22 protein-coding genes are annotated in these 24553 nt (G+C 49.4%); 14 read left to right on the top strand and 8 right to left on the bottom strand.

The genetic code is table 11. The features are described from left to right. Positions 1–2: 2 nt before the first annotated feature. The 7 genes from ACOJUO_RS17205 to ACOJUO_RS17175 all read left to right on the top strand — a co-directional run bounded on the left by ACOJUO_RS17205 (position 3) and on the right by ACOJUO_RS17175 (position 6974). Positions 3–215 (top strand): cbb3-type cytochrome oxidase subunit 3, encoded by a 213-nt coding sequence (locus ACOJUO_RS17205; protein WP_422133226.1) that lies wholly within the window; start codon positions 3–5, stop codon positions 213–215. Further along, the gene (gene ccoP / locus ACOJUO_RS17200; protein ID WP_422133225.1) at positions 215–1135 is read left to right on the top strand and encodes a cytochrome-c oxidase, cbb3-type subunit III; all 921 of its coding nucleotides are present in this window, start codon (positions 215–217) and stop codon (positions 1133–1135) included. The genes ACOJUO_RS17205 and ccoP overlap by 1 nt, the downstream gene beginning before the upstream one ends. 363 nt (positions 1136–1498) lie before the next feature. After that, on the top strand, positions 1499–2899 hold the full coding sequence (ccoG, locus tag ACOJUO_RS17195; protein ID WP_422133224.1) for a cytochrome c oxidase accessory protein CcoG: 1401 nt from the start codon (positions 1499–1501) through the stop codon (positions 2897–2899). Positions 2900–2917: 18 nt separating this feature from the next. Further along, on the top strand, positions 2918–3496 hold the full coding sequence (locus ACOJUO_RS17190) for a FixH family protein (RefSeq protein WP_422133223.1): 579 nt from the start codon (positions 2918–2920) through the stop codon (positions 3494–3496). A 19-nt stretch (positions 3497–3515) separates the two neighbouring features. Further along, positions 3516–6014 (top strand): heavy metal translocating P-type ATPase, encoded by a 2499-nt coding sequence (locus ACOJUO_RS17185; protein ID WP_422137613.1) that lies wholly within the window; start codon positions 3516–3518, stop codon positions 6012–6014. Positions 6015–6020: 6 nt separating this feature from the next. Further along, positions 6021–6194, top strand: coding sequence for a cbb3-type cytochrome oxidase assembly protein CcoS (gene ccoS / locus ACOJUO_RS17180; RefSeq protein WP_422133221.1), 174 nt, complete (start codon positions 6021–6023; stop codon positions 6192–6194). Positions 6195–6260: 66 nt separating this feature from the next. Further along, entirely contained in the window at positions 6261–6974 is a 714-nt protein-coding gene (locus tag ACOJUO_RS17175) for a sulfite exporter TauE/SafE family protein (RefSeq protein WP_422133220.1), read from the top strand. Positions 6975–6993: 19 nt separating this feature from the next. Here ACOJUO_RS17175 and ACOJUO_RS17170 read toward each other — a convergent pair whose 3' ends face one another. The 4 genes from ACOJUO_RS17170 to ACOJUO_RS17155 all read right to left on the bottom strand — a co-directional run bounded on the left by ACOJUO_RS17170 (position 6994) and on the right by ACOJUO_RS17155 (position 9820). Next, positions 6994–7554: a DUF3605 domain-containing protein gene (locus ACOJUO_RS17170; RefSeq protein ID WP_422137612.1), complete on the bottom strand. Its 561-nt coding sequence runs from the start codon at positions 7552–7554 to the stop codon at positions 6994–6996. A gap of 120 nt (positions 7555–7674) precedes the next feature. Next, positions 7675–7887 carry a hypothetical protein gene (locus tag ACOJUO_RS17165; RefSeq protein ID WP_422133218.1) on the bottom strand — a complete coding sequence of 71 codons (213 nt, stop codon included), beginning with the start codon at positions 7885–7887 and terminating at the stop codon, positions 7675–7677. Between the two features lie 108 nt (positions 7888–7995). After that, on the bottom strand, positions 7996–8589 hold the full coding sequence (locus ACOJUO_RS17160; protein WP_422137611.1) for a hypothetical protein: 594 nt from the start codon (positions 8587–8589) through the stop codon (positions 7996–7998). Between the two features lie 208 nt (positions 8590–8797). Further along, the gene (locus ACOJUO_RS17155) at positions 8798–9820 is read right to left on the bottom strand and encodes a hypothetical protein (RefSeq protein ID WP_422137610.1); all 1023 of its coding nucleotides are present in this window, start codon (positions 9818–9820) and stop codon (positions 8798–8800) included. A 405-nt stretch (positions 9821–10225) separates the two neighbouring features. On the opposite strand from ACOJUO_RS17155, the gene hemN reads away from it, so the two are divergent. Beyond that, positions 10226–11617 (top strand): oxygen-independent coproporphyrinogen III oxidase, encoded by a 1392-nt coding sequence (gene hemN / locus ACOJUO_RS17150; RefSeq protein WP_422137609.1) that lies wholly within the window; start codon positions 10226–10228, stop codon positions 11615–11617. A gap of 99 nt (positions 11618–11716) precedes the next feature. Here the strand turns inward: hemN and ACOJUO_RS17145 are convergent, their stop codons facing one another. Together ACOJUO_RS17145 and ACOJUO_RS17140 are read right to left on the bottom strand one after the other, a co-directional pair. Then, positions 11717–13291: an autotransporter outer membrane beta-barrel domain-containing protein gene (locus tag ACOJUO_RS17145; protein WP_422137608.1), complete on the bottom strand. Its 1575-nt coding sequence runs from the start codon at positions 13289–13291 to the stop codon at positions 11717–11719. Between the two features lie 110 nt (positions 13292–13401). Then, on the bottom strand, positions 13402–17637 hold the full coding sequence (locus tag ACOJUO_RS17140; protein ID WP_422137607.1) for a hypothetical protein: 4236 nt from the start codon (positions 17635–17637) through the stop codon (positions 13402–13404). Between the two features lie 318 nt (positions 17638–17955). Here ACOJUO_RS17140 and fnr point away from each other — a divergent pair, with 318 nt between their 5' ends. The 3 genes from fnr (at position 17956) to ACOJUO_RS17125 (ending at position 20019) form a co-directional block, all read left to right on the top strand. After that, positions 17956–18714, top strand: a complete 759-nt coding sequence (gene fnr, locus ACOJUO_RS17135) for a fumarate/nitrate reduction transcriptional regulator Fnr (protein WP_422133212.1) — start codon at positions 17956–17958, stop codon at positions 18712–18714. Positions 18715–18748: 34 nt separating this feature from the next. Continuing rightward, positions 18749–19288: an adenine phosphoribosyltransferase gene (locus ACOJUO_RS17130; RefSeq protein ID WP_422137089.1), complete on the top strand. Its 540-nt coding sequence runs from the start codon at positions 18749–18751 to the stop codon at positions 19286–19288. A 209-nt stretch (positions 19289–19497) separates the two neighbouring features. Further along, positions 19498–20019 (top strand): hypothetical protein, encoded by a 522-nt coding sequence (locus tag ACOJUO_RS17125; RefSeq protein WP_422133211.1) that lies wholly within the window; start codon positions 19498–19500, stop codon positions 20017–20019. Between the two features lie 5 nt (positions 20020–20024). Here the strand turns inward: ACOJUO_RS17125 and ACOJUO_RS17120 are convergent, their stop codons facing one another. Further along, positions 20025–20360, bottom strand: a complete 336-nt coding sequence (locus ACOJUO_RS17120) for a TraR/DksA family transcriptional regulator (protein ID WP_317145896.1) — start codon at positions 20358–20360, stop codon at positions 20025–20027. A 356-nt stretch (positions 20361–20716) separates the two neighbouring features. Here ACOJUO_RS17120 and ttcA point away from each other — a divergent pair, with 356 nt between their 5' ends. Beyond that, the gene (gene ttcA, locus ACOJUO_RS17115) at positions 20717–21637 is read left to right on the top strand and encodes a tRNA 2-thiocytidine(32) synthetase TtcA (RefSeq protein WP_422137606.1); all 921 of its coding nucleotides are present in this window, start codon (positions 20717–20719) and stop codon (positions 21635–21637) included. A gap of 187 nt (positions 21638–21824) precedes the next feature. Here the strand turns inward: ttcA and ACOJUO_RS17110 are convergent, their stop codons facing one another. Continuing rightward, the gene (locus ACOJUO_RS17110) at positions 21825–22658 is read right to left on the bottom strand and encodes a glucosaminidase domain-containing protein (protein WP_422137605.1); all 834 of its coding nucleotides are present in this window, start codon (positions 22656–22658) and stop codon (positions 21825–21827) included. A 433-nt stretch (positions 22659–23091) separates the two neighbouring features. Between ACOJUO_RS17110 and ACOJUO_RS17105 the strand changes: the two genes are divergently transcribed. Beyond that, on the top strand, positions 23092–23703 hold the full coding sequence (locus tag ACOJUO_RS17105) for a Yip1 family protein (protein WP_422133208.1): 612 nt from the start codon (positions 23092–23094) through the stop codon (positions 23701–23703). A gap of 143 nt (positions 23704–23846) precedes the next feature. Continuing rightward, the gene (locus ACOJUO_RS17100) at positions 23847–24359 is read left to right on the top strand and encodes a SprT family zinc-dependent metalloprotease (RefSeq protein ID WP_422133207.1); all 513 of its coding nucleotides are present in this window, start codon (positions 23847–23849) and stop codon (positions 24357–24359) included. Positions 24360–24553 lie beyond the last annotated feature (194 nt).

The raw sequence follows: 24553 nt of genomic DNA, 5'->3' as shown, positions 1-24553 counted from the left end.
TCATGGATATTAATGATCTGAGAGGACTGTCCACTGTGTTAGCCATGCTCGCCTTTGTGGGGGTTTGTTTCTGGGCGTACAGTGGCCATAAAAAGCGCGACTTTAATGAAGCGGCATCATTGCCGTTTGCAGATGACGAAGCTCATATAAATACGCAACACGCCAGTGGCATAGCAAATACTGAGCACGCAGACAAGGACAAAGGGGCCATATAATGATGAGTAGTTTCTGGAGTGGATGGGTCGTCATCCTTACTCTGGCCTGCCTGGCATTTGTAATCTATGTGCTGTTTACTACCTGGAAGCAGCAGCGCGAAGAGACAACGACTGAAACCACCGGGCACGCCTACGACGGTATCGAAGAGCTGGATAACCCCATGCCTAAATGGTGGCTGGCTTTGTTTGTCGCCACCTTCATCTTTTCTGCTGTTTACCTGGCTCTCTACCCGGGCCTGGGAAACTGGAAGGGCTTTCTGGGCTGGACTTCTACGGGTGAACTGGAACGTCACCAGCTAAAACATGATCGCCGTTATCAGCCACTGTTTGCCCAGTACGCTGATACTCCGATCGAAGAGCTGGTTAAGAACCCTAAAGCCGTCAAGATGGGTGAGCGTATCTTCCTGAACAACTGTGCCTTGTGTCACGGAAGTGATGCCGCCGGTGCTTTTGGCTTCCCGAACCTGACCGACAATGCCTGGCTCTATGGTGGCACGGCTGACGCCATCACCACCACGATCATGGAAGGCCGCAACGGGCAGATGCCTGCCTGGGGTGCGGTGATTGGAGAGAAAGGTGTTCGTGACGTTGCCACTTTCATCCGTGCTAATGCAGGTCTGATCGACAAGGTAGACACGGCCACAATGACTGCAGGCAAGAAGATTTATGACACGACTTGTGCAGTGTGTCATGGTGCCGACGGCAAAGGTAACCAGACGCTGGGGGCACCCGACCTGACCGATGAGATCTGGCTGTATGGCTCAAGCCAGGCTCAGGTGGAATACACCATTCGCAAAGGTCGTAACGGTGTAATGCCAGCCTGGAAAGACATTCTGGGCAGTGAAAAAGTCCATCTGGTCGCTACCTACGTATTCAGTCTGGACGCAGACAACAAAGACAACGAAGAAGCGCAGGACTAATACCAATCGTGCTTTCTAACTCCCGTGATGAGCATGGAGATTTGAGCCTTAAGACAAGGCGGCGTGAGGAGTCATAGCCTTAGCTATGGCGACGATCGGCAACGCAGGATTAAGGCTCAAATCTTCAGCGCAATAGGGAGTTAGAAAGTTCGATTGGTATAATTACCTTCTGGCACCTTGTCATGAAAACCGCAGTCATCTGGCTGCGGTTTTTTTTATCATGTAAAATAATGCCGAGTTTCCGATAGCATCTTTTATAAGCAATGAAAAACAAATGCCGTTCGAAGGACCGCTTCTCAAATTCATAGGGGAGAATTCGGTTCGCTGGACAGCCTGTATCGACCATCAGGGCAGTGAAGTGAAATGCCAGAGTCAGACCAAAAAATCCAATCCAATGGACCGGAATTGATTGACCTGTATCAAAAACCGGACAAAATCTACACTCGCAGTTTCCAGGGGTACTTTCGCAATCTCAGGCTAGTCGGGGGAGCGCTGTTATTCCTTCTGTATTTCGGCACGGCCTGGCTAAATCTGGATGGCCGACAGGCTGTGCTGTTCGACTTGCCAGAGCGTAAATTTCATATTTTTTCCGCTACTTTCTGGCCGCAGGACTTTATTCTGCTGTCATGGCTCTTGATTATCTGCGCCTTTGGCCTGTTTGCCATAACGGTGTTTGCCGGTCGGATCTGGTGTGGCTACACCTGCCCCCAAAGTGTGTTCACCTGGGTATTTATGTGGGCGGAGAAGATCACAGAAGGTGAACGCAACCAGCGAATACGCAGGGATAAAGGTCCAGTATCGGCAGAAAAAGTTCTGCGCAAACTGGCAAAGCATGGTATCTGGCTGAGTGTTTCTGTTGCCACGGCTATCACATTTGTCGGGTACTTTACTCCGATTCGGGAACTGGTTCCGAATATTTTGTCCCTGAAGGTAAGCCCCTGGGCGCTTTTCTGGCTGGGCTTCTTCACTCTGGCAACTTACGGCAATGCTGGTTATCTGAGGGAGATGGTCTGCCTGCACATGTGCCCCTATGCACGGTTCCAGAGTGTTATGTTTGACCGGGACACTCTGGTGGTCGCCTACGATCATAACCGTGGTGAAAACCGGGGCTCTCGCAAAAAAGGTGTGGACCCCAAAAGCCAGGGACTGGGTGACTGTATTGACTGCAGCGTCTGTGTACAGGTCTGTCCGACCGGTATTGATATCAGGAACGGGCTGCAGATCGGCTGCATAGGCTGTGCGGCCTGCATCGATGCCTGCGACAGCATTATGGACAAGATGGGCTACGAAAAAGGCCTGATCCGCTACACCACAGATAATGAGCTTTCAGGTAAGAAAACCCGTTTCGTACGTCCCAGGCTGATCGCTTACACCACTGCCCTGCTAGCAATGATCGGATTGTTCATAGGAAGCCTGAACAATCGCTCGGCACTGGAACTGGACATTCTCAGAGACCGCAATCAGCTTTATCGCACCACTTCTGATGGCAGCATTGAAAATACCTATATCCTCAAACTGGCTAACAAGGATCAGCGCCCGCTGACCATGACCGTCAGTGTCAGGGACATAGGGGATCTGAGTACCAAAGGCGATATGAGCTTTACGGTCAATGCTGGCGAAGTTGCGCAACACGTAGTTCGACTGGTGTTGCCTGCGGGTTCTATCGATTCCGGCAGCCGCGATATTGAATTTATAATCAGCAGCGATCAGCCGGATATTGAGCCTGTGAGTGCCGAAAGCCGATTCCTTGCTCCGCAAATCTGAAGACAGGTAATAACGATTATGAGCCTTGTGAAGAATGAACCCGTCACCCGCTGGTACCAGGAACCCTGGGTATGGGGAATTCTGGGAGTACTGGCCGTCACCTTTGTCTGGGGCAGCTACCGGACCTACTATGCGTTCAAGATTCAGGACAGTGTGGTGGTCGATGACTACTACAAAACAGGTAAACAGATCAATGAAGACCTCACCCGTGATCACAACGCCAGGGACTATGGCATTCGTGCCAACCTGCTGATTGATGACCTGACAGGAGAGGTCCGAATCACCCTGAAGGGCGACATCAGTGAGTGGCCCAAACAATTAAAACTGAGCCTGCTTTCTCCGGTATTCGCCGATCAGGACAAGGTCATCATGGTCAACCGTTCCATCTCTGGTGATCAGTCCACCCAGATCTATGTGGGCCAGGTTGATGAAGCGGTTGAGGGGAAAACCTATGTCCAGCTGGAAACACTGGATGAACTGATTCCTGAAGTCGGTTACGAAACAGGCTGGCGCCTGAATCAGCCTCTGATGCTGAAAGCCGGTGTTGTCAGCGCGCTGCTGCCACGTGGTAGCTCAAAAGCCAGCTCTGAACCCTGAAGCATTTTGGATTGAGTGGATGAGTAAACATTCTGAAAGTTGCCACTGTTTCCATTGTCACCTGCCTATCGAAGGGACTCCGCCTTACACGGCGATGGTTGAAGATGTAGAACAGCCTATGTGCTGCCCTGGCTGCAAGATGGTGACTGAAGCCATCATTGCCGGCGGTCTGGACAGCTATTACCAGCACCGCACCGATCCCGGTCTGCAAGCCAATGCACTCAGTCAGCGACTGGAAGAAGAACTCCGGCTCTACGACCGGGATGACATTCAGCAGGACTTTGTGATCCGCAATGGCGATTCTGAAAGACAGGCCAGCCTATTGATAGAAGGCATCACCTGTGCTGCCTGTATCTGGCTGCTGGAGAGTCATATTGGCCTGATCGAGGGTGTGGAAAACGTCACTGTTAACCTGAGTACTCATGAAGCCCAGATCAGCTGGAATAATGAACAGGTTCCACTCAGCGATATTCTGATCGCCATTCACCAGATTGGTTACAAGGCCTACCCCTGGCGAGCGGATCGTCAGGAAGCCATGCTCAAGAAAGAGAACCGCGTATTTATACGACGCCTCGCCATTGCCGGTATTGGCACCATGCAGGTCATGATGTATGCCATCGCGCTATACTCCGGAGCGATCAGTAATGACATGACGGCCCCCTATCGGGATCTGATCCGATACATCAGTGCCCTGGTGGCCACTCCGGTGATACTCTACTCTGCTGCACCTTTCTTTAAAGCAGCTCTGCGAGATGTCCGTACCCGTCATCTCAGCATGGATGTACCGGTCTCCATTGCCATCGGTGGCGCCTATGTTGCCAGCCTCTGGGCAACGGTAAACGGCAGTGGCGAAGTGTATTTCGACTCGGTTTCAATGTTTACTTTCTTCCTGCTGACCGGTCGCTATCTGGAACTCCGTGCAAGACACTCAACCTCACGGGCAGCCCGGGCCCTCAGCAACCTGCTGCCCTCCAGCTGCCTGAAAAAAGACGGTGATAAGTATGTTCGAGTCCCTCTTCAAGATCTGAAACCCAAAGACTATGTTCGGGTATTGCCCGGTGATTCCATCCCGGCTGATGCCGTTATAGTGCAGGGAAGCAGCAGTGTCGATGAGTCCATGCTGACCGGCGAATATCTGCCAATAGCCCGCAGCAAAGGTGAATCAGTAATGGGAGGCAGCCTTAATATCGACAACGCCCTTGAAATTGAAATCACTCATGTGGGCGAAGAAACCCGGATGTCTGCGATTCTCCGACTGCTAAAACATGCCCAGCAGGACAAACCTGCCATTGCCCGACTGGCAGATCGTGTTGCCGGTTACTTTGTAGCTTCGGTACTGGTGACCGCAACGGTCGTTTACTTTTACTGGTCCGGTGTTGCAGCGGAAGAAGCGTTCTGGATCACCCTGTCGGTACTGGTCGTCACTTGCCCCTGTGCACTCTCTCTGGCAACGCCAACGGCTCTGACGGCAGCAACAGGCTATTTGCATAAATTAGGATTCCTGGTTACCCGGGGTCATGTACTCGAAGGTCTGGGCAAAATCACCCACATTGTTTTTGATAAAACCGGCACCTTGACCCAGGGCCGTTTAAGAATGGAAGGCATTTATCCCGTTGCCGACTGCCAGTATTCTGAAGATAATTTGCTCGCCATTGCTTCAGCCATTGAAGCGCATTCGGAACACCCGATTGCCAGAGCTTTTGCCGTCGCCACTGACCTCAGGGCTGAAGAGGTCGTCAGTCATACCGGACGGGGCATTGAAGCGAGAGTGGCTGCAAATTACTACAAAATTGGTCGTCCCGATTTTTGTTGTCAAACAAATAGACCGGCACCTCCGGAGCAGCAAGGACAATGGTTACTGATGTCCGAGAATGACTTGCCACTGTGCTGGTTTAAAGTGGCAGACAGTCTCAGACCCGAAGCGGCCCGTGTCATTGCTCAGTTAAAAGAATCCGGTTTCAGGGTTACACTGCTCAGTGGTGATCAGGAGCCGGTGGTAGCAGCTGTCTCCCGACAATTAGCCATAGAACAATGGCACTCTCAGGCCAGTCCGGATGACAAACTGCAATTTATTCGTCAGCGACAAGCTGATGGCGAACATGTTCTGATGGTGGGCGATGGTATTAATGACGTACCGGTTCTGGCCGGCGCAGACATCTCTCTGGCCATGGGCAATGCTTCAGATCTGGCCAAGACCAGTGCCGATGCCGTTCTTCTATCCGATGACCTGAGTCGTCTGATTGACGCCTTTGACCTGGTCAGGCGAACCCGCAAGATCATTCGCCAGAATCTGGCCTGGGCATTTGGCTACAACATGACGGCCCTGCCCCTGGCAGCGGCCGCTATGGTGGCTCCCTGGATGGCTGCGATTGGCATGGCACTGAGTTCTCTGTTGGTAGTAGGCAACGCACTGCGTTTGAGCAAAGACAAAAAGCCTGCTCCCCGGGGAGAACAACTTGCCAGCCGGGATAGTGATCGTGAAAATGCGAATAATCTGCAAGTTGCTGTGAAGGTATAGAGCCCTATGGAAAGCCTGATCATTCTTATCCCTATAGCCGTAGTGTTGATTGCCGTTGCTGTCAGGATATTCCTGTGGGCAGTCGATAATGACCAGTTTGATGATCTGGAAGGGCCCGCCCATAGTATTCTTTTTGACGATGGCCCGCCAAAAGCCAGTCGTCCGTCCAAAAAAGAGTGATCAGAAACAGCCCTGAGCCTATAAAAAGCCCTGAGCATATAAACAACCCTGAGCAGATAGATAGCCATGACCGAAGTACCCACTCTACTAGCCGCAAGCACCCTTGGCTTGCTGGGAAGTACTCACTGCATTGGCATGTGTGGGGGTATCACCTCGGCCCTTAGCCTTTCCCTCAGAGGGCGCTCAAAAGCTGAAACCAGCTGGTTAATGCTGACATATCATGCAGGCCGAATCAGCAGTTATGCTCTGGCGGGCCTGCTACTTGGATTAGTGGGCTGGTTCCTGGGGGATGCCAGCGAAACCCTGCAATCTTCACTTCGAATCATTGCCAGCGCTATGCTGATCGCCATGGGTCTTTATATCACCGGTTGGTGGAAAGGTCTGATGAAAATGGAAAAGCTGGGGCAGCACCTCTGGAAACACATTCAACCGCTCGCCAGCAAACTACTGCCTATTCGCAGCACACCTAATGCTCTGGCCCTGGGTGCCCTTTGGGGTTGGCTTCCCTGTGGATTGGTTTACAGCACACTGATCTGGTCTGCCAGTCAGAATAACCCGACTCAGTCTGCCTTATTGATGGCCGCTTTTGGGCTGGGCACCCTGCCCTCTGTATTTCTGACCGGACTATTTGCAAGACAACTGGCGTCTGTCATACAAGCCAGCCTGACCCGCAATATTGCCGGCATTATGATGATTCTCTTTGGTCTCTACAGTATTCCGGGCCCGCAACAGGGTTGGGTCATGTCCGTACTCTCTGTTGGACACGGCGGGCATTACTGAACGACCAGGGATCCCGCCCTTATTGACCAGACTGCAAGATCTGCTCGACCTGATCAGCAATCTCCTTTGAGTTCACACTCCTGAGGAAGATATGAGCATGAGCCAGACCCGCCACCGTTCGTTTATGGGGCGGATTCACATGGACATACCATTCCAGAGAGTACTTTGACAGTAACTCGCCAAGATTTTTCTTTAACAGCCGGTTTGACTCTTCCTGCAAAAACTCTTCCTGCCAGTCCTTGCCGGATATAAACAGCAACAGATGTACTACGTCGTCTTCCAGCCAATAAGGAAAACTATTCAACGCCAGTCGGCTTTCCAACATACAATGACCATCACTGCATTCCAGCGCCCTTTGCTTTGATAGCTTGAAAATATTCTCCAGAACAGCAGTTTCAGGCGATTTCCCAGTCAGCTTCAATTGCGTCAGATAGCCAAGGTAAGCCGCCAGCTGGCCAGGACTTCTTCGGGTATCAATATGGCCTGACTGAATCTCTTGCCAGGTAATCACTCCGGAGAAGGTGACAATACCGAAAAGAACCTTGAACAATGCAAGACTGCAAAGGCCAATAACTCCCAAAATATTCTCTCCCGGTTGAGTCCAATGTTATTTGTTGTCCAGCATAGACTGATTGGGTGCTGTCGGCGCAGAAGTGGATGCTTTGCCGTTGTGATCCTTGGTGAGATTAACCCCATGCTTTCAGGCGCTCTGTGTCCCAGTGTGGGTAGCTAAGTCGTCATTCCCGCGAAGGCGGGAATCCAGCGCCAACAGTGGATCTCTGCCTTCTCGGTGATGACAAGGCCAGGAGGGCACCGGGCAGTATGGTTCTGGTGGTGAGTCAGTGTGGATTCCCGCCTTCGCGGGAATGACGGGAGTAAACTCGTTCCCATGCTGGAAAGAGTTTTGCGACACCCTCTGGAGCGTGGGAACGAGTAAAGAGTAATGAATCGCTCGAGGAAGCAGTGCGATCAATAAACCCCTGTCGCTTTTTGTGCACTTACCTTTCTACAGCAACGTTTTTTACTGATGTGGCTGGGCCGGTCCCGGTTCTCTATAATCGGTCAGATTTTTACTATCATCGTTCAGCCGACGTTTATAAAAGTCCTGCTCCGTTTCAATAAACATTCCATCATAAAAGCCCCGGTTCGTTTCAATAAACATTCCATTAATTGTAGGAAAGATTGTGGGCTCTCCTCCAATTCCAAGAGTTAGGCCCATCATGTTTCCTCCTGAAAAACTATTAGGTGAACTCGAAGATTCACTTAGATAACTATAAGTTGGTGCAGAATAGCCATTGGCCCCCGATTCACAATTCTGCGGTGGTTGAGATTTCGCTCTGGTTGCGGCGCTGCCTGAACCCTGACTTACATCGGCTGCATTTCGGCCTGTAAAATTTGGGATTACTTCCAGACGCTCACAGGTACGTTGAGCACATGAAACAGATTGGAGCGGATCTTGTCTTGTTGGGCTTACATGAGATGAAGGCTCAACCCCAACGAGACTTCGACCATTTGACGTTGTTGTCGAACAGTTATTGGACCCCGCTGCAGTGTATTGCGGCGGTTGAAATTCAGCTCTGGTTGCAGCGCTGCTAGTTGTTGTTCCGTAAGCCATAATCTATCCTCCGTGATAATGAATGGTTTTGGGCAGGCAACGGACATTAAAAGTTCCCGATTACCTGAAGCCCCTTAGACTATTCAACGCAGCAAATCCTTGCTTCGTCGTAAATGGACTATACCCTTCTCGCAAAAGCTTTTTGATGACATAACGGTTAGCCGTTCTAATCAATAGGGCACGCAACAGCCCGTTTTGAGCAGGTGGCTCAATGATTGATCATCTTGAACACCTTCTGACAGAACATATCCAATAAGTCGGGACTTAAAACAATTTTCAACTTATCACGTATATCATCGAGGTTGCCTGATGGGGTGATTTCTAGCCAATCGTCGAGCAATTGACAATTGCTTTCATCCATATTTTTTACAAATTTTTCCAGATAATCATTATCTATATTATCAATCAGACTGCTCCAGTCAGGTGCAATAGTAATACATGGAGTGTAATGATCCTGGGTACTGGAATTCGAATCTTCTTCGTATATGAATGGATGACCACTTTCCAGAATTCCAAATCCAAGGAGTTTATCTATACTGTCCTGCACCCCCATCATAAATGAGTAAAATGCTTTTACCTTTAACTCAGTGTCTGGCTCCAGTGTGTACTCCCTAAGACCTACCCGGAGGCCCCTGACCTCAAAATCCTCTGAATCCTCTGAATCCTCTGAATCCTCTGAATCCTCTGAACCCTCTGAACCCTTTGACATTATGTATTCACTGTAACGATTGCCGTTCTCGTCTACTACATCATAGGGTGTCAATAAAAATGGCAGTGCATCTTTATCTTCTTTTAATTGGGATAAATCTTCAGGCTTAAATCTTTCTTCCTCTAACACTAAGTTGGTCATTTCTTGAATAAACTCAGCAGGGATTTTTCCGATTTTTTCAAAAACTTTGCCAGTGCCCTCCGATTCACAATACTGCGATGGTTCTGATTCCGCTGTGGTTGCGACGCTGCTTGCAGCCCGATTTACATCGGTTACATTCTGGCCTGTAAAACTTTGGAGTTCTTCCAACCACTGACAGGTACGTTGATCCAATGAACCACGTTGGCGCAGATCGTATCCTGTTGCGCTTGTACTACTTGTACTAGATGCAGGCTCAACCAGACGTCGACCGTTCGATGTTGTCGCCGGACAAGTATCAGACCCCGCTGAACTGTTCTGCGGCGGTTGAAATTTAGCCCCGGTTGCGGAGCTGTCTGTTGTTGGTGTTAATCCATAAGCCATGATCTATCCTCCGTGATAATTTATAGTGTTAGACAGGCAACGGACATTAAAAGTTCCCGATTGCCTGTATGAACTCTCAGGTTTGCAATGAAGCAAATTCCTTACTTTGCTATCAATTGATTTTAGCCTTCACGCAAAGAACTCTTAATGACATTCCGGTTAGCATTTCTAACGGCCTTTCTCCTGAACCCACAGCCCTAAAGAAAACTTTTTCCATGTCTGCCCCACAGGCGCGAAAGCATGGGAACCGGTATGAATTGCGTCACCTACTTATTGACACACGTCAAATACATTTGGCTTTTTAGTCTTTAAACTGTTAATAAAAGAACCGGTCAATCGGCTGTTTACCTGTATAGTCATCAACAGAGCCCAGCCAGATGAGCTGTAACCAATTCGAGAGTTAATATGAGTACAGCCCCCGTATGGGATACAGGTCTGATCAAGAAGTATGACCTCAGTGGCCCAAGATACACATCCTACCCCACTGCCGTTCAGTTTCAGGAGGGGTTTAAACCCGAGCACTATGAATCCAGCGCCCGGGAAAGCAGTGCGACTAATAAACCCCTGTCGCTTTATGTACACATACCTTTCTGCAGCCACGTCTGCTACTACTGTGGCTGCAACAAGATAGTCACCAAACACCGTTCCAAGGCAAAAGACTACCTTGACTACCTGTTTCGCGAGATTGACATGCAAGCCAGTCTGTTTGGCCGGGAGCAGAGAGTCGAACAGCTTCATTTTGGTGGCGGCACTCCGACGTTTCTGAGCCCGGACCAGATTTCTGCGGTGATGGACAAGCTGAGATCCGTCTTCAACTTCAACTGTCAAAGTCATTCGGACTTTTCCATCGAGCTGGACCCTCGCGAGGTGGATTGGGTCATGATGTCTCGCCTGCGTGACGAGGGCTTTAACCGTATCAGTATCGGTGTACAGGATCTGGACGAGAAGGTTCAGAAAGCCATCAACCGGGTGCAACCCGAAGAACAGGTTCAGTCTGTTCTGGATGCCGCCAGAACCATGGCTTTCAAGTCAGTGCATATGGACCTGATTTATGGCCTGCCTCATCAGACCGTCGAAGGTTTTATGAATACCGTGAACCGGGTGATCGAGATGGCACCAGACCGACTGTCATTATTTAACTACGCTCACCTGCCACACCGTTTCAAACCGCAGAGAAGGATCAACGAGGCAGATCTGCCTTCTCCTGAGGAAAAGCTCGACATTCTGCATAAGGCTACCGAGAGGCTGGTGGAGCGCGGCTATGTCTTCATCGGCATGGATCACTTTGCCCTGCCGGATGACGAGCTGGCCATTGCCCAGGAAACAGGCACCCTGCACAGAAACTTCCAGGGTTACACTACACACAGTCACTGCGATCTGATTGCCATGGGCGTCTCTTCTATCAGCAAGGTGGGCGGTGTTTATGCGCAAAACCATGTCAGCATGGAAGCGTATGAAAACTCGATCAATGAAGCCCACCTGCCAATCTACCGTGGTTTGACCATGAATCGTGACGATGAGATTCGCCAGAGTGTCATCAACGAACTGATCTGCCATTTCAAACTGAACTTTGCTGAGGTGGAAGAGCATTATGGCCTCAAGTTCAGTGACTATTTTTCTGATGCACTGGCAGCACTGAAACCTATGGCTGACGATGGTTTGCTTTCTTTGACTGAGCAGGGAATTAAGGTGGAACCCAGGGGCAAAATGCTGATCAGAAACATCTGCATGCAGTTTGATGGTTATTTTAAGCCGCAGATACAACAGCAGCAGAACCTCTATTCAAAGGTTATTTGACACTTTTCGTGTAGAAATGCGGGCAATGCACGATTTCTACTGTTTGGTTATCCTTTTAAAGGCCAGAATAGCCAGACAGCCCGGTTTTTGTGGTAACAATCAGAAAGATCGTGTGTAGCTCAGCTGAAGGCCATCACTAGTACTGCGACTGGATCGAATCGCCGTATAATTCATGCTCAGACTGGATTGCCCGGACATTGTGGTGTTGTAGCCCATACTCAGATACAACCCATTGTCGTTAATCTCCTGAGCCCGATATTCTGACGATGCATGCTGGCCGGTATTATTAACTGTGTATCTGGACTTTCCACTCAACACCGTCTGCTGCTGGTAGCCCGCAGAAAACTTCAGGGCCGAGGGGGTATCCCCGGTTTCATTCAGTAAGACAAAGTCACTGCCCAATCGTAAAATCGATTGCTCAAAAGACTGCCCGCGCACAGCCAGCGCTCCGTCAGACAAGCCTTTCTCTCTAAAGCTGTCCGACTCTGAATGATGATAAAGGAACTCAACCATAGGTGTGACGGTAAGACCATCGAGCCAGTTATCCATATCGATGTCATAACCCAGGGCACCGAAGGCATTCCAGTCGGTGCCTGAGCGATAGGCTCGAAGTCGATGACCATCGCTACCCGTGCGTTTGCTGCTGTATTGTTTGGTACCAAGAGTCAGGGCACCATCAAACTGCCATTGATCCCTCTGCCAGGACAGGAACGGACCAAAGTGAACAGACTCTATGGAGCCCGAACCCAATTTCTGCTGAAAACTGGCTGATGTTTTCCGGCTACCCAGCATCAGGCCGACAAGGGTATTTTCAGTGGCCTGAGTGAATACTCCGACATTCAGCCCGTGACTGTCGGCATTCATTCCTTCTAAACCAGGCAGTGATGAGTAATGGGATTTCGAACCATAAGTTTGTACAAAGCTGTGCCACTGACTGCTCTCACCGCTCTGCAACTTCCCGGTAGATGTTTGGTTACCGCCTTTCACAGTACGTTGATCCAGACTGGCATTATCAAGAAGAAAAGCCTGACCATTGCGGTAGAAATCCAGAATCTGACGCAGATCACTCAACTGACTGAACAGCGCCCGGGTAGTAGCCATTTCCAAGTGGCGTGAGCCATTTAACGTCGCCTGAGCACTGGGAGACGGATGAAAGAGCACTTCTCCGGCTTCAGGCAGAGACTGATCAATCAGTGACTGCAACTCACGACTGGCAGCCCCTTTCTCAACTCTGACAACCACCCATTTTTCCTGAGCACCTTTTACCCCATCGACAGGTTTTCCAGGCTTTTTCGGACTTGCAGGATCTGTCGGGATGAGACTCGAATCCGAGTCAGGTTTATGATTAACGTGCGCTTCTCCGCCTTCACCACCGCCTCCGTCACCGCCATTTTCAAGGAGCCTGAGAGTAATTTCATAAGGCTTGTCTTCACCGGGATTAAAAAAAGAGACCGGTTCAACCAATACCGGAGCAGGTTTATCATCACTGCCGTTGTCCGGGCCGTATAGCCATTGACCAAATTTGTAGGAGAGTCCGCCAAGCCCAGTCCCCAGCAGGGCCGTTCCCCCGGTCACAATTATGGCCGGATCAATGGCCAGCACTGGCAATGGCAACACAGCGGTTGCCAACAGCATGACCAAGACCATAGATAATTTGAGCGATTTTCTGGCCATAATTCCCTCCCCCGGAGTACTGATTTAATTCCTTCGGGGGACTATGACCGATTATTTTCAGGATTTGACTAACAAGGTTGTTATATTAACGGTTGTGTATTGCCCGCTTGCTAACGAAACTTTTGCATTATATTGACAGCATCTTCCTGCCGGAGCCAGTCGATAAGCTTTTGCTTCCTCTGTTCCAGCCTGACTCGCGGACTCTCTGGCCCGGTTTCTTCATCGGAAGATTCAGACCAATCCAGCTCTTCAAGCTCCCGGTCAATTTTCTCCAGCTCATCCACTGCAGAGCTCACTTGCTGGTAAAGGTAAAACTCTTCCTGATAGTCCAAATCTTCAGGCAGCTGCTGCCAGAGCGTCTCATTCTCAACAGAATCCTCAAGGCTGTCGACTTCAGACTGGGTCGAATCGTATTCTGATGGCGGATTGTCTTCATCGTCAGAGGCACAAGAAGTTAAATCGTTAAAGCCCCCTGAATAGTGATCTAAAAAATCACTATAATCCCATATCAATCCCACAGGGTCATCGAGCTGCAGACTGCCCGGGTCATTTGCCGTCGACTGCAATGACGAAAGCATGGTTATCGCTGTGGGTGAAATCGTCTGGGAGGAGTCTTTCAGCCTTCCATCCCTTCGCAGTTGATCAACAATAATGTCTTGTAGCTCGCCCATGCCCCATTCCAGCGCTTTTGTTGTTAATCCACGATATTCCAGTTCAGCGATCAGGTATGTCCGAAGGGCCATCAATTCTTTGAAGTATGCCCTTGAGCGAAGCTGTTCCTCATTCAGGGCCTGCTGCCAGCTCTCAAGAGCTTCTTCGCCAGCCAGCTCAATCTCCCAGTCTCTGGCGTCATCGTCATAATCGTCAATGCGGTGAATATAATCCAGAGGTTCGGTCAGCATGGCTTCCAGACCTGCCCCGAGACGGGTTTCATGTTCATCAACGGCAATGTACTTTTTAACCACTTCCAGAATTACCCTGGGGTAGTCTTCATCAGGAATCTCCGACAGTGGCATTTCAGAATGCTGTCGAACAAACTGCATCTTCAGCGTATTGATCTGACTGAGATAATCTGCTGACTTTTTTTGCTCCAGCAAGAGATCATCGCGCACCCGTTCCAGCGCCAGGGCTTCGGGATCTGCTTCAGCCTGAATAACAGGATGATTCTTCACTGTCATGAGAGTCCGTGACAGCTCTTTCGCTTCCTGTCTTGATGCCTGCAGCGAGGCTTCAGCAGCAACCAATTCTTCAGCAAACTTGTCTGCCTGTTCAGGGTCGCTGCCCTTTTGCAACCCATTGAGCGTTCTCAGAGCTTCAACCAGCTTAACCTGAGTTTCCAGAGTCTTGGTCTGACCCTCTATTTCCTGAACTTTCAACAGATAGTTCATATCATGGAGCTGTTCGACCTGACGTTTGAGAGCGGTCATTTCCTGTCCCGTCAGAACAACGATCTCCTGACATTCAGACTTCAGCCGGGACAAGGTCCTGGTAAACTCATCAGCATTACTTTGAAACGACTCATGAGGCGTTTGCAAATACCCCCCGAGGAGCGACAGCTGTTCCTCAATGTCCCTGAGCTTACCTTTGAGCTCTGGCAACGTCTGAACATCAGCCAGAGATTCGCTTACAAGATTGTCACTGGCACTCAGCTCTCCCTGTAATTTTTTGACATTGCCTTGTGCTTTTTCCAGCTCGTCCACGACTCGTTGATGAGCTTCTTTATCAATGCCTTCGGGTTTTGACCTGAGCAGCTCAAGCTCGTTGGTCAGGGAATCCAGTCTGAATTGCAGTTTAGCCCCGGAGTCTTCCAATTCTTTGAGCTTTAGCCTTCGCTCTTCGGACTCTATCTTGGTTGACTGCAGCTGAACGGATACAGCACTCGCTTCCTGCTTTGTGGCATTTAACTGCTCCGAGACCTGAGCGAACGCCTCTTCAACTTGCTTAAGTCTCTCACTCATTTCATGAACTGAGTCGTTTTTGCTGATCAGGTCCTGCTGTAATTTTCTGGCAAGAAGCTGACTCTGCTCAGCTTCAGATTTGGCCTGCCTGATTTGCTGTTGCCAGACTCTTCTTTTTTTCTGACCTCGTTTATTATTAAACTGAGTGACTTCTTCGAGCAGCTGCTTATTCATACTGCTCAGCGCCTGAAACTGGAGCTCCAGGTTATGCTTTTGCTCCTCAACCTTTCTTGAGTGGTTTTTGCTATTCAGCGAATCACTGGTCAGTTGATCCACGTGATCCATAGCGCTGACCACAGTCCCCTCTATGGCCTGGCTGCGCAGAGACTCATACTCTGCATTCAGGTCAAATGCCTTCTGCTCAGAGCTTTCCAGAACACTTTCTGTTTTCTGTAAAAGGTCGCGAACTTCCCTGATCTCTCTATCTCTAACCAGCACCTCTAGTCTCACCCGGTCCAGTTCGGCTCTGAGCTGTTGATTCGAAAGCTCACCCTGACTGATATTCTCCTTAAGGCCGGTATAACTTTCCTGCAACAATTTAAGCTCATTCTTTTTCTCTTCAAGCTGACGCTCTGTCAAGACGAGCGCATCCCGATCGGTCTTTTCCTGTTCCCTGAGATGCTGGATCTGCACCTCCAGCAAACCTTTTTCTTTAGCAGCGGCTGCTTCCCGTTGCTTAAAACCATTGAGCTCTGCTGTCAGCACTTTTCTGGAACAAGCCTCATGTTGCAACTGAACTCTGGTTTCCTGGAGCAGTTCCCCCTGAGCCTGCAGTTCTTTTTCAACATCCTTGAGACGCTGAGTCGACTTATGGGCTTCTACCCAACGGGCTCTGACCATCTGCTCTTCCCGGGTGAGCAGATCAATCTGCTCCCGATAAAACTGATTCTCGGAAGCGACCTTTGCTGAGTTATTGATCAACCCGGCCTTCTCTTTTTGCAATTGTTCCAGATCTGACCTCAGTTGCCTTTCCTGAATGCGTTGAGCCGCCTTATCCTTCTCCAGCTGATTCTCCAGCTCATGCTGTAACATCTGACTGCTTTCAAGCTGCATACGAACAGCATTAAGTTCATCAATGACAATCAGGTAGTCCTTATAGGTTTTGTCTTTATGCTGAATGGCAGAACTCAGCTGAGACTCCAGGAACAGTGCCTTCTCAGTAGCCCTCTCCAAATCAAGCTTTTGGGTAACCGCCTCATCAGAAACCGTCTTTACCTCCGTTTCCAGAGATCGAACTGTCTGCTGGGTTTGAAACAGCTGGTTTTGAATAGCCTGCTGATCGGCTCCTGCCTCCATCAGCATCCGCTCGGCTGCCCTGAGTCTTCTTTGCAATGGTTTAATGGTGTCTCGCTCAACGGCTTTCTTCTGCAAAATCAGTGCCTGAATGTCAGTAGTCTGATGGTTTTTCTGCCGATTCAGCCTTTCAAACTCAATATCTTTTTCTTTAATGGTTTCAGTCAGAATCCGTGCTTCATCTTCAAGCGCCTCGACCTTTTCCTGAAAAAGCTGAAGTGTCTCTTGTAACCTCAAATCCTGTTGTTTTAACTGCTGGCGATCTCTTCCCTTGTCACTGCCTTGCCTGTTCCTGAGCGCCTCACTCAGTTGTTCAACTTCATCAAGCACTTCCACCATCTCACGATCAACTTTCCTGTGCTGCTCAGTCAGTGTTTTCAACTCACCAGCCAACTCTTTTTGCTGTTTCTCCGCAGCCCTGAGTTTTTCGATTCTATGTTGCATTTGTTTAAAGTGTTCTTGCCCTGATGCCAGATCCGCTTTTCCCGGGAGCAGCTGGTCGGCCAACTCTGCTTTTCGCTGTTTCTCCAACTTCAGCGCGTCTTCTGCCTCACGGAGCCTTCTATCCAGAGCCTCTGCACGCTCAGACTCTCTTAGCTCCAGCTGTTCCCGAATGATTCTCTGGGGTTGTGCATGGGTAATGACAAAATCAGTCAGTTGCTTTGAACGTGTTTCCAGCTCGCCTGAATGGGTCCGCAGATAAAACAGGTAGCCCACCCCTGAACATACAGCCAGTCCGGCAGCAACAGGCACCGATACAGAAGCGGCCCCGGCAGCAAAAGCACCGACGACCAGAACCCCGGTTCCCTTGGCTATCGTGACAGCAATTCTGCGGCCATCCCAGATCGCACTTTTTTGAAGCCGGATACGATGCGCCTCTTCAAGCTCAGCACACTCGGCCTCTTCGAGCTTTAATGCCCTGAGTTCCTCAATTGTCAGCTCACCCTTTCTGGCCATCAGGATTTGCTTTTCCTGTGGTGAAAGATCATTGAACGTCAAATCCTCAGCGGCAACGAGTTCCTCAAAGGTTCGAGGTTCAGCCACTTGCACGGTTGGAGTAAACAGAATCCCTGTCACTGAGCTGAGCAGACTCATGGCGTAAATCTCCCTGATTTACGAAATTGTATTCAGTACAGTTATCGACACATTGGCGCTGAAGAACATCTTTCTTGCATCATAGGTATTGATAGCGTTCACAGCCTTCTCATCAAGCTCAATGACTTAACTGCCAGGCAACTGATCAAGTACAACATTTTTTTAGTGCGGACTTATCGCAACCCAGTAAGGATTTTCCGAAAAAGCCTTAAGTATGAAGGAATTACGCTTTAGTCTCGGAAAGCACAGACTTACACTTTGGTAGCATTTTCAATAGAATCGTCAGCGATTTCGCCAATACGACTTTGAGGCCACTCAATGACGTCAAAGCCCAATGTACGACAACCTGGCCATGTGGCCTGCAGAGACTGCAGTCTTAGCTCCCTCTGCCTACCTCTGGCATTGAATCTACAAGACATTGACCAGCTTGATCGCATCATCAAGCGAAGCCGCCCTCTCAAGAAGGGGGAACACCTGTTCCTGGAAGGAGACCGGTTTACCAGCGTCTTCGCTGTCCGTTCCGGGGCCTTAAAAACTTATACCGCCACCAATGAAGGTGAGGAACAGATTACGTCTTTCTATCTTCCCAGTGAGATATTGGGCCTGAGTGGTCTCGATACTGACGTCTACCCGGTCTCTGCTCAGGCCATGGAAACCACCATGATCTGTGAAATCCCCTTTGACCAGCTGGAAACGCTATCCGACCGATTCCCGGAGTTGCGTCGTCATATGATGCGCCTGATGAGTAAGAAGATTCGTGAAGATCAGCAGATGATGATGCTATTGTCCAAGAAAAACGCTGATGAAAGAATTGCGACCTTCCTGATCAACCTGGCCAGTCGTTTTCGTCGCAGAGGCTTCTCATCCCAGTCATTCCGCCTGTCCATGTCCCGCAATGAAATGGGCAATTACCTGGGACTGGCTGTAGAAACCGTTAGCCGGGTATTTACCCGGTTCCAGAAAAACGATCTGATCTTCGCAGTGGGCAAAGAAATTGAAATCCGTGACCCGATTCAATTATGCTCCCTGGCGGGTGGAAAGTCTGTCGGTTTGGAACAGATTATCTCCTCCGCATAAGCGCACCAGGAACGGACATTAAGGGAAAGATATGATCGTTGACGAAGCTTATCTGAAAGCACAGATTAGAACCGTTTCTGACTGGCCAAAGCCCGGCATTCAGTTTCGGGATGTGACCACTCTCTTCGAGAACCCCAAAGCCTGGCGGTCGGTCATGGACAGCCTCATTCATCGCTATATGGATGTTGAGTTTGACCGGATCGGCGCTCTTGATGCGCGGGGCTTCCTGATAGGCTCTGCATTGTCATATGCCCTGAACAAACCACTGATCCTGTTTAGAAAAAAGGGAAAGCTGCCCTACAATACTGTCGCTCAGGATTATGAACTTGAGTACGGGAAGGCAACGCTTGAAGTTCATGCAGACACTATTAAGAAAGGCGATAAAGTCATTCTGGTTGACGACCTGATTGCTACAGGTGGCACTTTGCTTGCGGCCGGTCAACTGGTCAGACAACTGGGCGGACAAATTCTGGAAGCAGCTGCCATTATGGATCTTCCAGACCTTGGTGGTTCAAAGATACTAAATGAAGCAGGAATTCCTGTCTTCTCACTGTGTGAATTTGAAGGGGAGTAGTCTCCTTCTTTTCTTTCCCGGCACCCCACGCCTTTCAACGCCTTCGCAACTTTCAGGTATTCAGTTTTATCGGAAAATGACTATCAGGGGCTGCTGTGGTTTTCACACCCGAAGTATGCCCTGGTTAAATTATGCTGTACTTAAGAATTTTCTGAGTGCTACGATAATCTGAATAATGAAAACAATGCTCTAAGACAAAGGAAATCCCGATGGGTATTTGTGCAAAGGAGCTGCGCCACTACGTTGTTCGCCCGACCCTGAAGCATTTAAAAATGTGGAGTCCTACGGCAGAAAATCTGCTGCTGGGAACAGCTGCCAGAGAATCCGGACTGGGTTTTCATCTTAAACAGGAACACCATCAGGCTCTGGGAATTTTTCAAATCTCGCCCAGAATGCATCGCAATATCTGGGACCATTATCTGGCGAAGAAATCCGACCTTTCCAGTTTGATCCGGGGACTGGCCAGCCAGAGAGAATTTCTGGCTCATCCGCATCTGGAATTAGCGACCAATCTCTCTTACGCTACCGCCATTGCCTGGATGATTTATTATCGAATCGATAAGCCAATCCACAAGGTGCCCCACGATGACGTCTATGCCTTGGGTAAGCTTTGGCATAATTACTACCACCGTCACCACCCCGGCCCCATTGAGAGCTTTGTGGACAGTTACAAGGCTTTAATAACGAATTCTATGGAAGAGTCAGTGTCAGAGAGTCTGAAGACTCCCTAACGCTGTCAGCTGGCACGATCCCGCTTTTCTGCACATTTGATGCAAAGATCGGCGTAAGGCATAGCTGCCAGACGGGCTTCAACTATCTTGTCACCGCAGCCGGTACAGAAGCCGTAATCATCATGATTCATACGATCCAATGCTTTGTTTATCAGATTAAGTTCAGCCCGGGCATCATTACCCAGCTGATCAATAACCTCATCATTTTCCCTCTCCTGCGCCTGCTCCGACCAATCGGCATTGGCTCTGCGAGTCATATCTTTATTGATGTTTCCGAGCCGGATATTCAACTCGTCTCTGCGAGATAATAACCAGACTCTCAGTTTCTCGTAATCAGCCATGGAAGTCCCCTGAATAAATGTCCACGATTATTCTGTGTATAAACGACTGGAACCTGTGTCCCTGCGCATTTTGTCCATTAGATAAGCATAGCTTCACTTAACCATATTTCGACAGCTCATTCACAATAGCAGCCGTCAGCCCTGTGAGTTCGGGAGGTAACTAATTGGTTAGGTACTTATAGCTGCTGCTGTCATTATCCCTGATGCCTATCGTGAAACCTTTGATTATAATGTTGTGAATTTTCGGGATCTTGCCCGTTTCACCATTATCCAGAGCAGTAAGTCACCCGGTTTAACCGCCCCCTCTAAGGGCCTTAAATGAAGTTGGGTACTTTCAGAGACAAGACAGAACCAAAATGCAGAGCCAAACAAAAAGCGCAAAAACCCACTTCAACAAACTACAGAAACGCCTGAGACGAGAGGTAGGTCGGGCCATCGCCGAATACAACATGATTGAGGACGGCGACCGCATCATGGTCTGTCTGTCCGGGGGTAAGGACAGCTATACCCTGCTGGATATTCTGCTGAACCTGAAGACTTATGCGCCGGTCAATTTTGACCTTATCGCAGTCAACCTTGATCAGAAACAGCCTGGCTTTCCTGAACATGTACTGCCTGATTATCTGGAAACCCTGGGTATTGAGTACCGCGTTGTTGAGGAAGATACCTACTCCATCGTCAAAGAGAAGGTGCCTGAAGGCAAAACCACATGCGCACTCTGCTCTCGGCTGCGCCGAGGCATCCTCTACCGCACGGCCAGCGAACTGAAAGTCACCAAGATTGCCCTGGGCCATCATCGGGATGATATTCTGGAAACCCTGTTCCTGAACATGTTCTATGGCGGCAAGATGAAAGCCATGCCGCCCAAACTGGTCAGTGACGACGGTCAGCACACGGTAATCCGTCCTCTTGCCTTCTGCCGTGAAAAGGATATTGTCCGTTTTTCCGAGTTTAAGGCATTCCCGATTATTCCCTGCAATCTCTGCGGCTCTCAGGAAAACCTTCAGAGGCAGGCAATCAAGGCTATGTTCACCGAGTGGGACAAACGCTTCCCCGGCAGAATGGAGAGCATGTTCAGAGCTCTGAGGAACGTAGCGCCCTCCCATCTGGCAGACAGCTCACTGTTTGATTTCAACAATCTGTCGGCGGATGGTCAGCCTGTTAAGGATGGAGACACTGCGTTTGACCCGGTGGATGTACCTCTGTCCTTCAGGGATGAAAACGATGAAGAGGAAAAGCCTGAACAAGCTTCCATTGTGAATATTGTTAACCTCTGACACGCACACTCTTGGCTTTGCTTTGGCCAGGTTCTTGAATCACTCCAGGAACCTTGCTGATGCAACACGCCTTCCCTGGCTCGTTACTTTTATCCAACCCCTCCGGTATTCACCGGAGGGTGCTGCCTGCTGCTGAGGCATCAGCAATATAAGTGCAATCAATGGCTACACTATTGCTCTGGGCAGACTAGTGGCCCGTTAGAGGCTTTTCCAGATCGTACTTCAACAAATCATTACTCTCAATCATGGATACCAACTCTTCTATATAATCAATACCTCTGGAGGAATAGGCATAAAGTCCCTGTGCCAGTACCGGCCCGGTAACCGGGTGTCCCATGGATTTTCTTTTTGAACGCAGCTCCCTCAAACCCTCATAATGATGGCTGGTATTGAGGTTATGCATATACGACCGTACCGATGCCTCCAATGAAGAAAACTTCCTGACTTCGTAGGTCGCACCTTCCGGACGCTCACCAGGAACAACACCACAGCCCAGAGTAAAACACCACTGGCCAAAGTAGTTGTTGGCTTCAACGGCAAACCTTGAAGTCCCCCAGGCCGACTCGTTAGCCGCCTGCACCAGAGCAAGCGATACCGGGATCTCGTCCGCCCTGTGCAGCAGGTCGTCATAAAGCGCATCACTGACTTTAAGCTCTTCATCCACTCTGAACTTTCGGGCCATGTCCAACAGCCACTTTTCTTCGCTTTCATGCAGAGCCGATTTTTCCCTGAGCATCTTAACTTCCTGACGAATACCCGCCAGACGCTCATTCTCTTCATCAACCATTTGCTTCACGTGGGCAAAGAACTGACTTTTCTTCTTATTGACGTCCTCAATGGCAGCAAAGTCGGGAATATTCTTTTGAGCCTTTTTTTCAACCTTGACTTCCTCCCTGGTGACCTTTTGCACCTGTTCTATTGCGGGCTCTTTAACAGGCTGAAAATCTCTGTTGTACCCGCTTCCCAGAGCAACGAGCCCTGCCAGCAGTAAAAGAAACAAACGATCAATTCTAGTCATCATGGTCTATGTCATTCTCCTGAGCCCGTCCGGCAAAAACGAAACTATTTAGACACTACTTTTTAACAAAAACGGCTTCGCCTGAAGTCATGTAATCATTCCGGAGTTCTATGATACTAACCGTTTAGTCTCACAATCCACCAAACCAGCGAACTGAACCAGACAGTCATGCCGAAGCCTTTATGAGACTGATAAACGAGGAAATAATTGCCCTATTATTCAATAAAAGAACCTGTATTGGGACGATATTACTTTACTTCGTATAAGAAATATGTAAACACTGAAGTCAAGGCTATCGAACGATCCTGTTGAACAGGAAGAGCCGATGCCTGTCACAGTGAATAATAACAACATATTAGCCGCTGTTTTGTAGCTGATAACTTAGCAAAACGTAAGGATTACCAGCTACTGGTACAGCCATAACGGAGGTTGCACCATGATATTAAGTCACTTTTGGGGGCTTCTCTTTCGTCCGAAAGAAGAGTGGACCGATATTCGGGAGCACCCTCCCGGCATTATTCGCCTTTACCTGGGTCAGGTCATATGGCTGGCTGCCCTGCCAGCGGTCTGTACTTATCTGGGGACGACTCGAACCGGCTGGACAGTCCCGGGCAGTGATCAGGTCGTCAAGTTAACGGAAACCAGTGCTGCTTTCATGGCATTTTTTGCCTGGCTGGCCATACTGGCGGGCGTTGCCGTTATGGGTGCATTCATCCAATGGATGGCAGAAACCTTTGGCAGCAAACCCAACATGACACAGAGTGTTGCGTTTAGCTGTTATACCGCTTTACCACTCTTTCTGGCGGGCCTGTGCGGGCTTTATCCCTCTATCTGGCTGACTATTGTTGCTGGCACTATCGCCATGACCTGCTCAGCCCTGATTCTGTATTCCGGTTTGCCAACCTTTATGCAGATACCTAAGGAGCAGGGGTTTGTCTATGCCAGTTCTGTGCTTTGCATCGGGCTGGTTGTTCTGGTCTCGATTATGATCACTACCGTGATCTTCTGGGGTATGGGTGTAAGCCCCGAATACATTCAAGTTTACTGAAGTTCAGCGCCAAGCCAGATGAATTAAGCTGTATCATCTGGAAGCGATGCCTTGATGAAACCTGCCTGATTATTCCAATAAACCCACTGTACAGATACAATCCCTCTGCTATCCTCCCATGAGTTTTCCAAGTCAGCCTGTTTATGTCGAATATACAATGCCCCTATTTGCCTACCGTTGAGTTACGGGTCAGTGAGCTTTACTGCCTGGCCGAGCGGCATTTTCTTAAACGATTTCCACGCCCCCGGATCAGTCTGAGTTTAAGAGGCGAAACGGCCGGACAAGCCTGGACCGAAAAAAACCTGCTTCGTCTGAACAAACAACTGCTCAAAGAAAACCAGGAACATTTTCTGAAGCATACCGTGGGTCATGAAGTCGCACACCTCATTGCCCACCAACTGTTTGGCGGAAAGATCCGCCCCCATGGCAGAGAGTGGCAATTGATTATGCAAGAGGTGTTCAGACTCCCGGCCCGGAGAACCCACAGCTACAACACCAGCAATGCCAGCAAAAGACCATTCCTATACAGTTGCAGCTGTGCAGGAAAGACCATCCCGCTCAGTTCCATTCGCCACAACAGGGCCGTAAGAGGTGCAGTCTATTTGTGCGCCCAGTGTCGAGAACCTTTGAAATTCGTTGAGAAAATCAACGTTTGATGATCAGTGCTTCAGGGGGAATTGCGGATCAATTATCGTTAAATTTTTTAAAATACAATAAGTACTCAGCCATACGGAATCGAATATTTCTGGCTTATTGGACAGGTGCTCTGCAAGGCGCAACAACGGGAACATAGCAAGCTATGTGACCAGAGTTGCAACGCATCACGACTGCATGGATGCAGGAGCTAGAG

The sequence above is a fragment of the Endozoicomonas sp. ALC020 genome (genome assembly GCF_049275935.1).
Lineage (GTDB): Bacteria > Pseudomonadota > Gammaproteobacteria > Pseudomonadales > Endozoicomonadaceae > Endozoicomonas_A.
Note: the sequence above shows the minus strand (reverse complement) of the source record. Positions and strands in the feature narration are given on the sequence as shown.

What these genes read in the sequence shown, in the direction of transcription:
- ccoP (WP_422133225.1), top strand. Translation starts at nt 215, where the DNA reads ATGATGAGTAGTTTCTGGAGTGGATGGGTCGTCATCCTTACTCTGGCC.
- ACOJUO_RS17100 (WP_422133207.1), top strand. Translation starts at nt 23,847, where the DNA reads ATGTCGAATATACAATGCCCCTATTTGCCTACCGTTGAGTTACGGGTC.
- ACOJUO_RS17140 (WP_422137607.1), bottom strand. Translation starts at nt 17,637, where the DNA reads ATGAGTCTGCTCAGCTCAGTGACAGGGATTCTGTTTACTCCAACCGTG.
- ACOJUO_RS17145 (WP_422137608.1), bottom strand. Translation starts at nt 13,291, where the DNA reads ATGGCCAGAAAATCGCTCAAATTATCTATGGTCTTGGTCATGCTGTTG.
- ACOJUO_RS17105 (WP_422133208.1), top strand. Translation starts at nt 23,092, where the DNA reads ATGATATTAAGTCACTTTTGGGGGCTTCTCTTTCGTCCGAAAGAAGAG.
- ACOJUO_RS17190 (WP_422133223.1), top strand. Translation starts at nt 2,918, where the DNA reads ATGAGCCTTGTGAAGAATGAACCCGTCACCCGCTGGTACCAGGAACCC.
- hemN (WP_422137609.1), top strand. Translation starts at nt 10,226, where the DNA reads ATGAGTACAGCCCCCGTATGGGATACAGGTCTGATCAAGAAGTATGAC.
- ACOJUO_RS17160 (WP_422137611.1), bottom strand. Translation starts at nt 8,589, where the DNA reads ATGGCTTACGGAACAACAACTAGCAGCGCTGCAACCAGAGCTGAATTT.
- fnr (WP_422133212.1), top strand. Translation starts at nt 17,956, where the DNA reads ATGACGTCAAAGCCCAATGTACGACAACCTGGCCATGTGGCCTGCAGA.
- ACOJUO_RS17205 (WP_422133226.1), top strand. Translation starts at nt 3, where the DNA reads ATGGATATTAATGATCTGAGAGGACTGTCCACTGTGTTAGCCATGCTC.
- ttcA (WP_422137606.1), top strand. Translation starts at nt 20,717, where the DNA reads ATGCAGAGCCAAACAAAAAGCGCAAAAACCCACTTCAACAAACTACAG.
- ACOJUO_RS17120 (WP_317145896.1), bottom strand. Translation starts at nt 20,360, where the DNA reads ATGGCTGATTACGAGAAACTGAGAGTCTGGTTATTATCTCGCAGAGAC.
- ACOJUO_RS17185 (WP_422137613.1), top strand. Translation starts at nt 3,516, where the DNA reads ATGAGTAAACATTCTGAAAGTTGCCACTGTTTCCATTGTCACCTGCCT.
- ccoG (WP_422133224.1), top strand. Translation starts at nt 1,499, where the DNA reads ATGCCAGAGTCAGACCAAAAAATCCAATCCAATGGACCGGAATTGATT.
- ccoS (WP_422133221.1), top strand. Translation starts at nt 6,021, where the DNA reads ATGGAAAGCCTGATCATTCTTATCCCTATAGCCGTAGTGTTGATTGCC.
- ACOJUO_RS17125 (WP_422133211.1), top strand. Translation starts at nt 19,498, where the DNA reads ATGGGTATTTGTGCAAAGGAGCTGCGCCACTACGTTGTTCGCCCGACC.
- ACOJUO_RS17155 (WP_422137610.1), bottom strand. Translation starts at nt 9,820, where the DNA reads ATGGCTTATGGATTAACACCAACAACAGACAGCTCCGCAACCGGGGCT.
- ACOJUO_RS17110 (WP_422137605.1), bottom strand. Translation starts at nt 22,658, where the DNA reads ATGATGACTAGAATTGATCGTTTGTTTCTTTTACTGCTGGCAGGGCTC.
- ACOJUO_RS17175 (WP_422133220.1), top strand. Translation starts at nt 6,261, where the DNA reads ATGACCGAAGTACCCACTCTACTAGCCGCAAGCACCCTTGGCTTGCTG.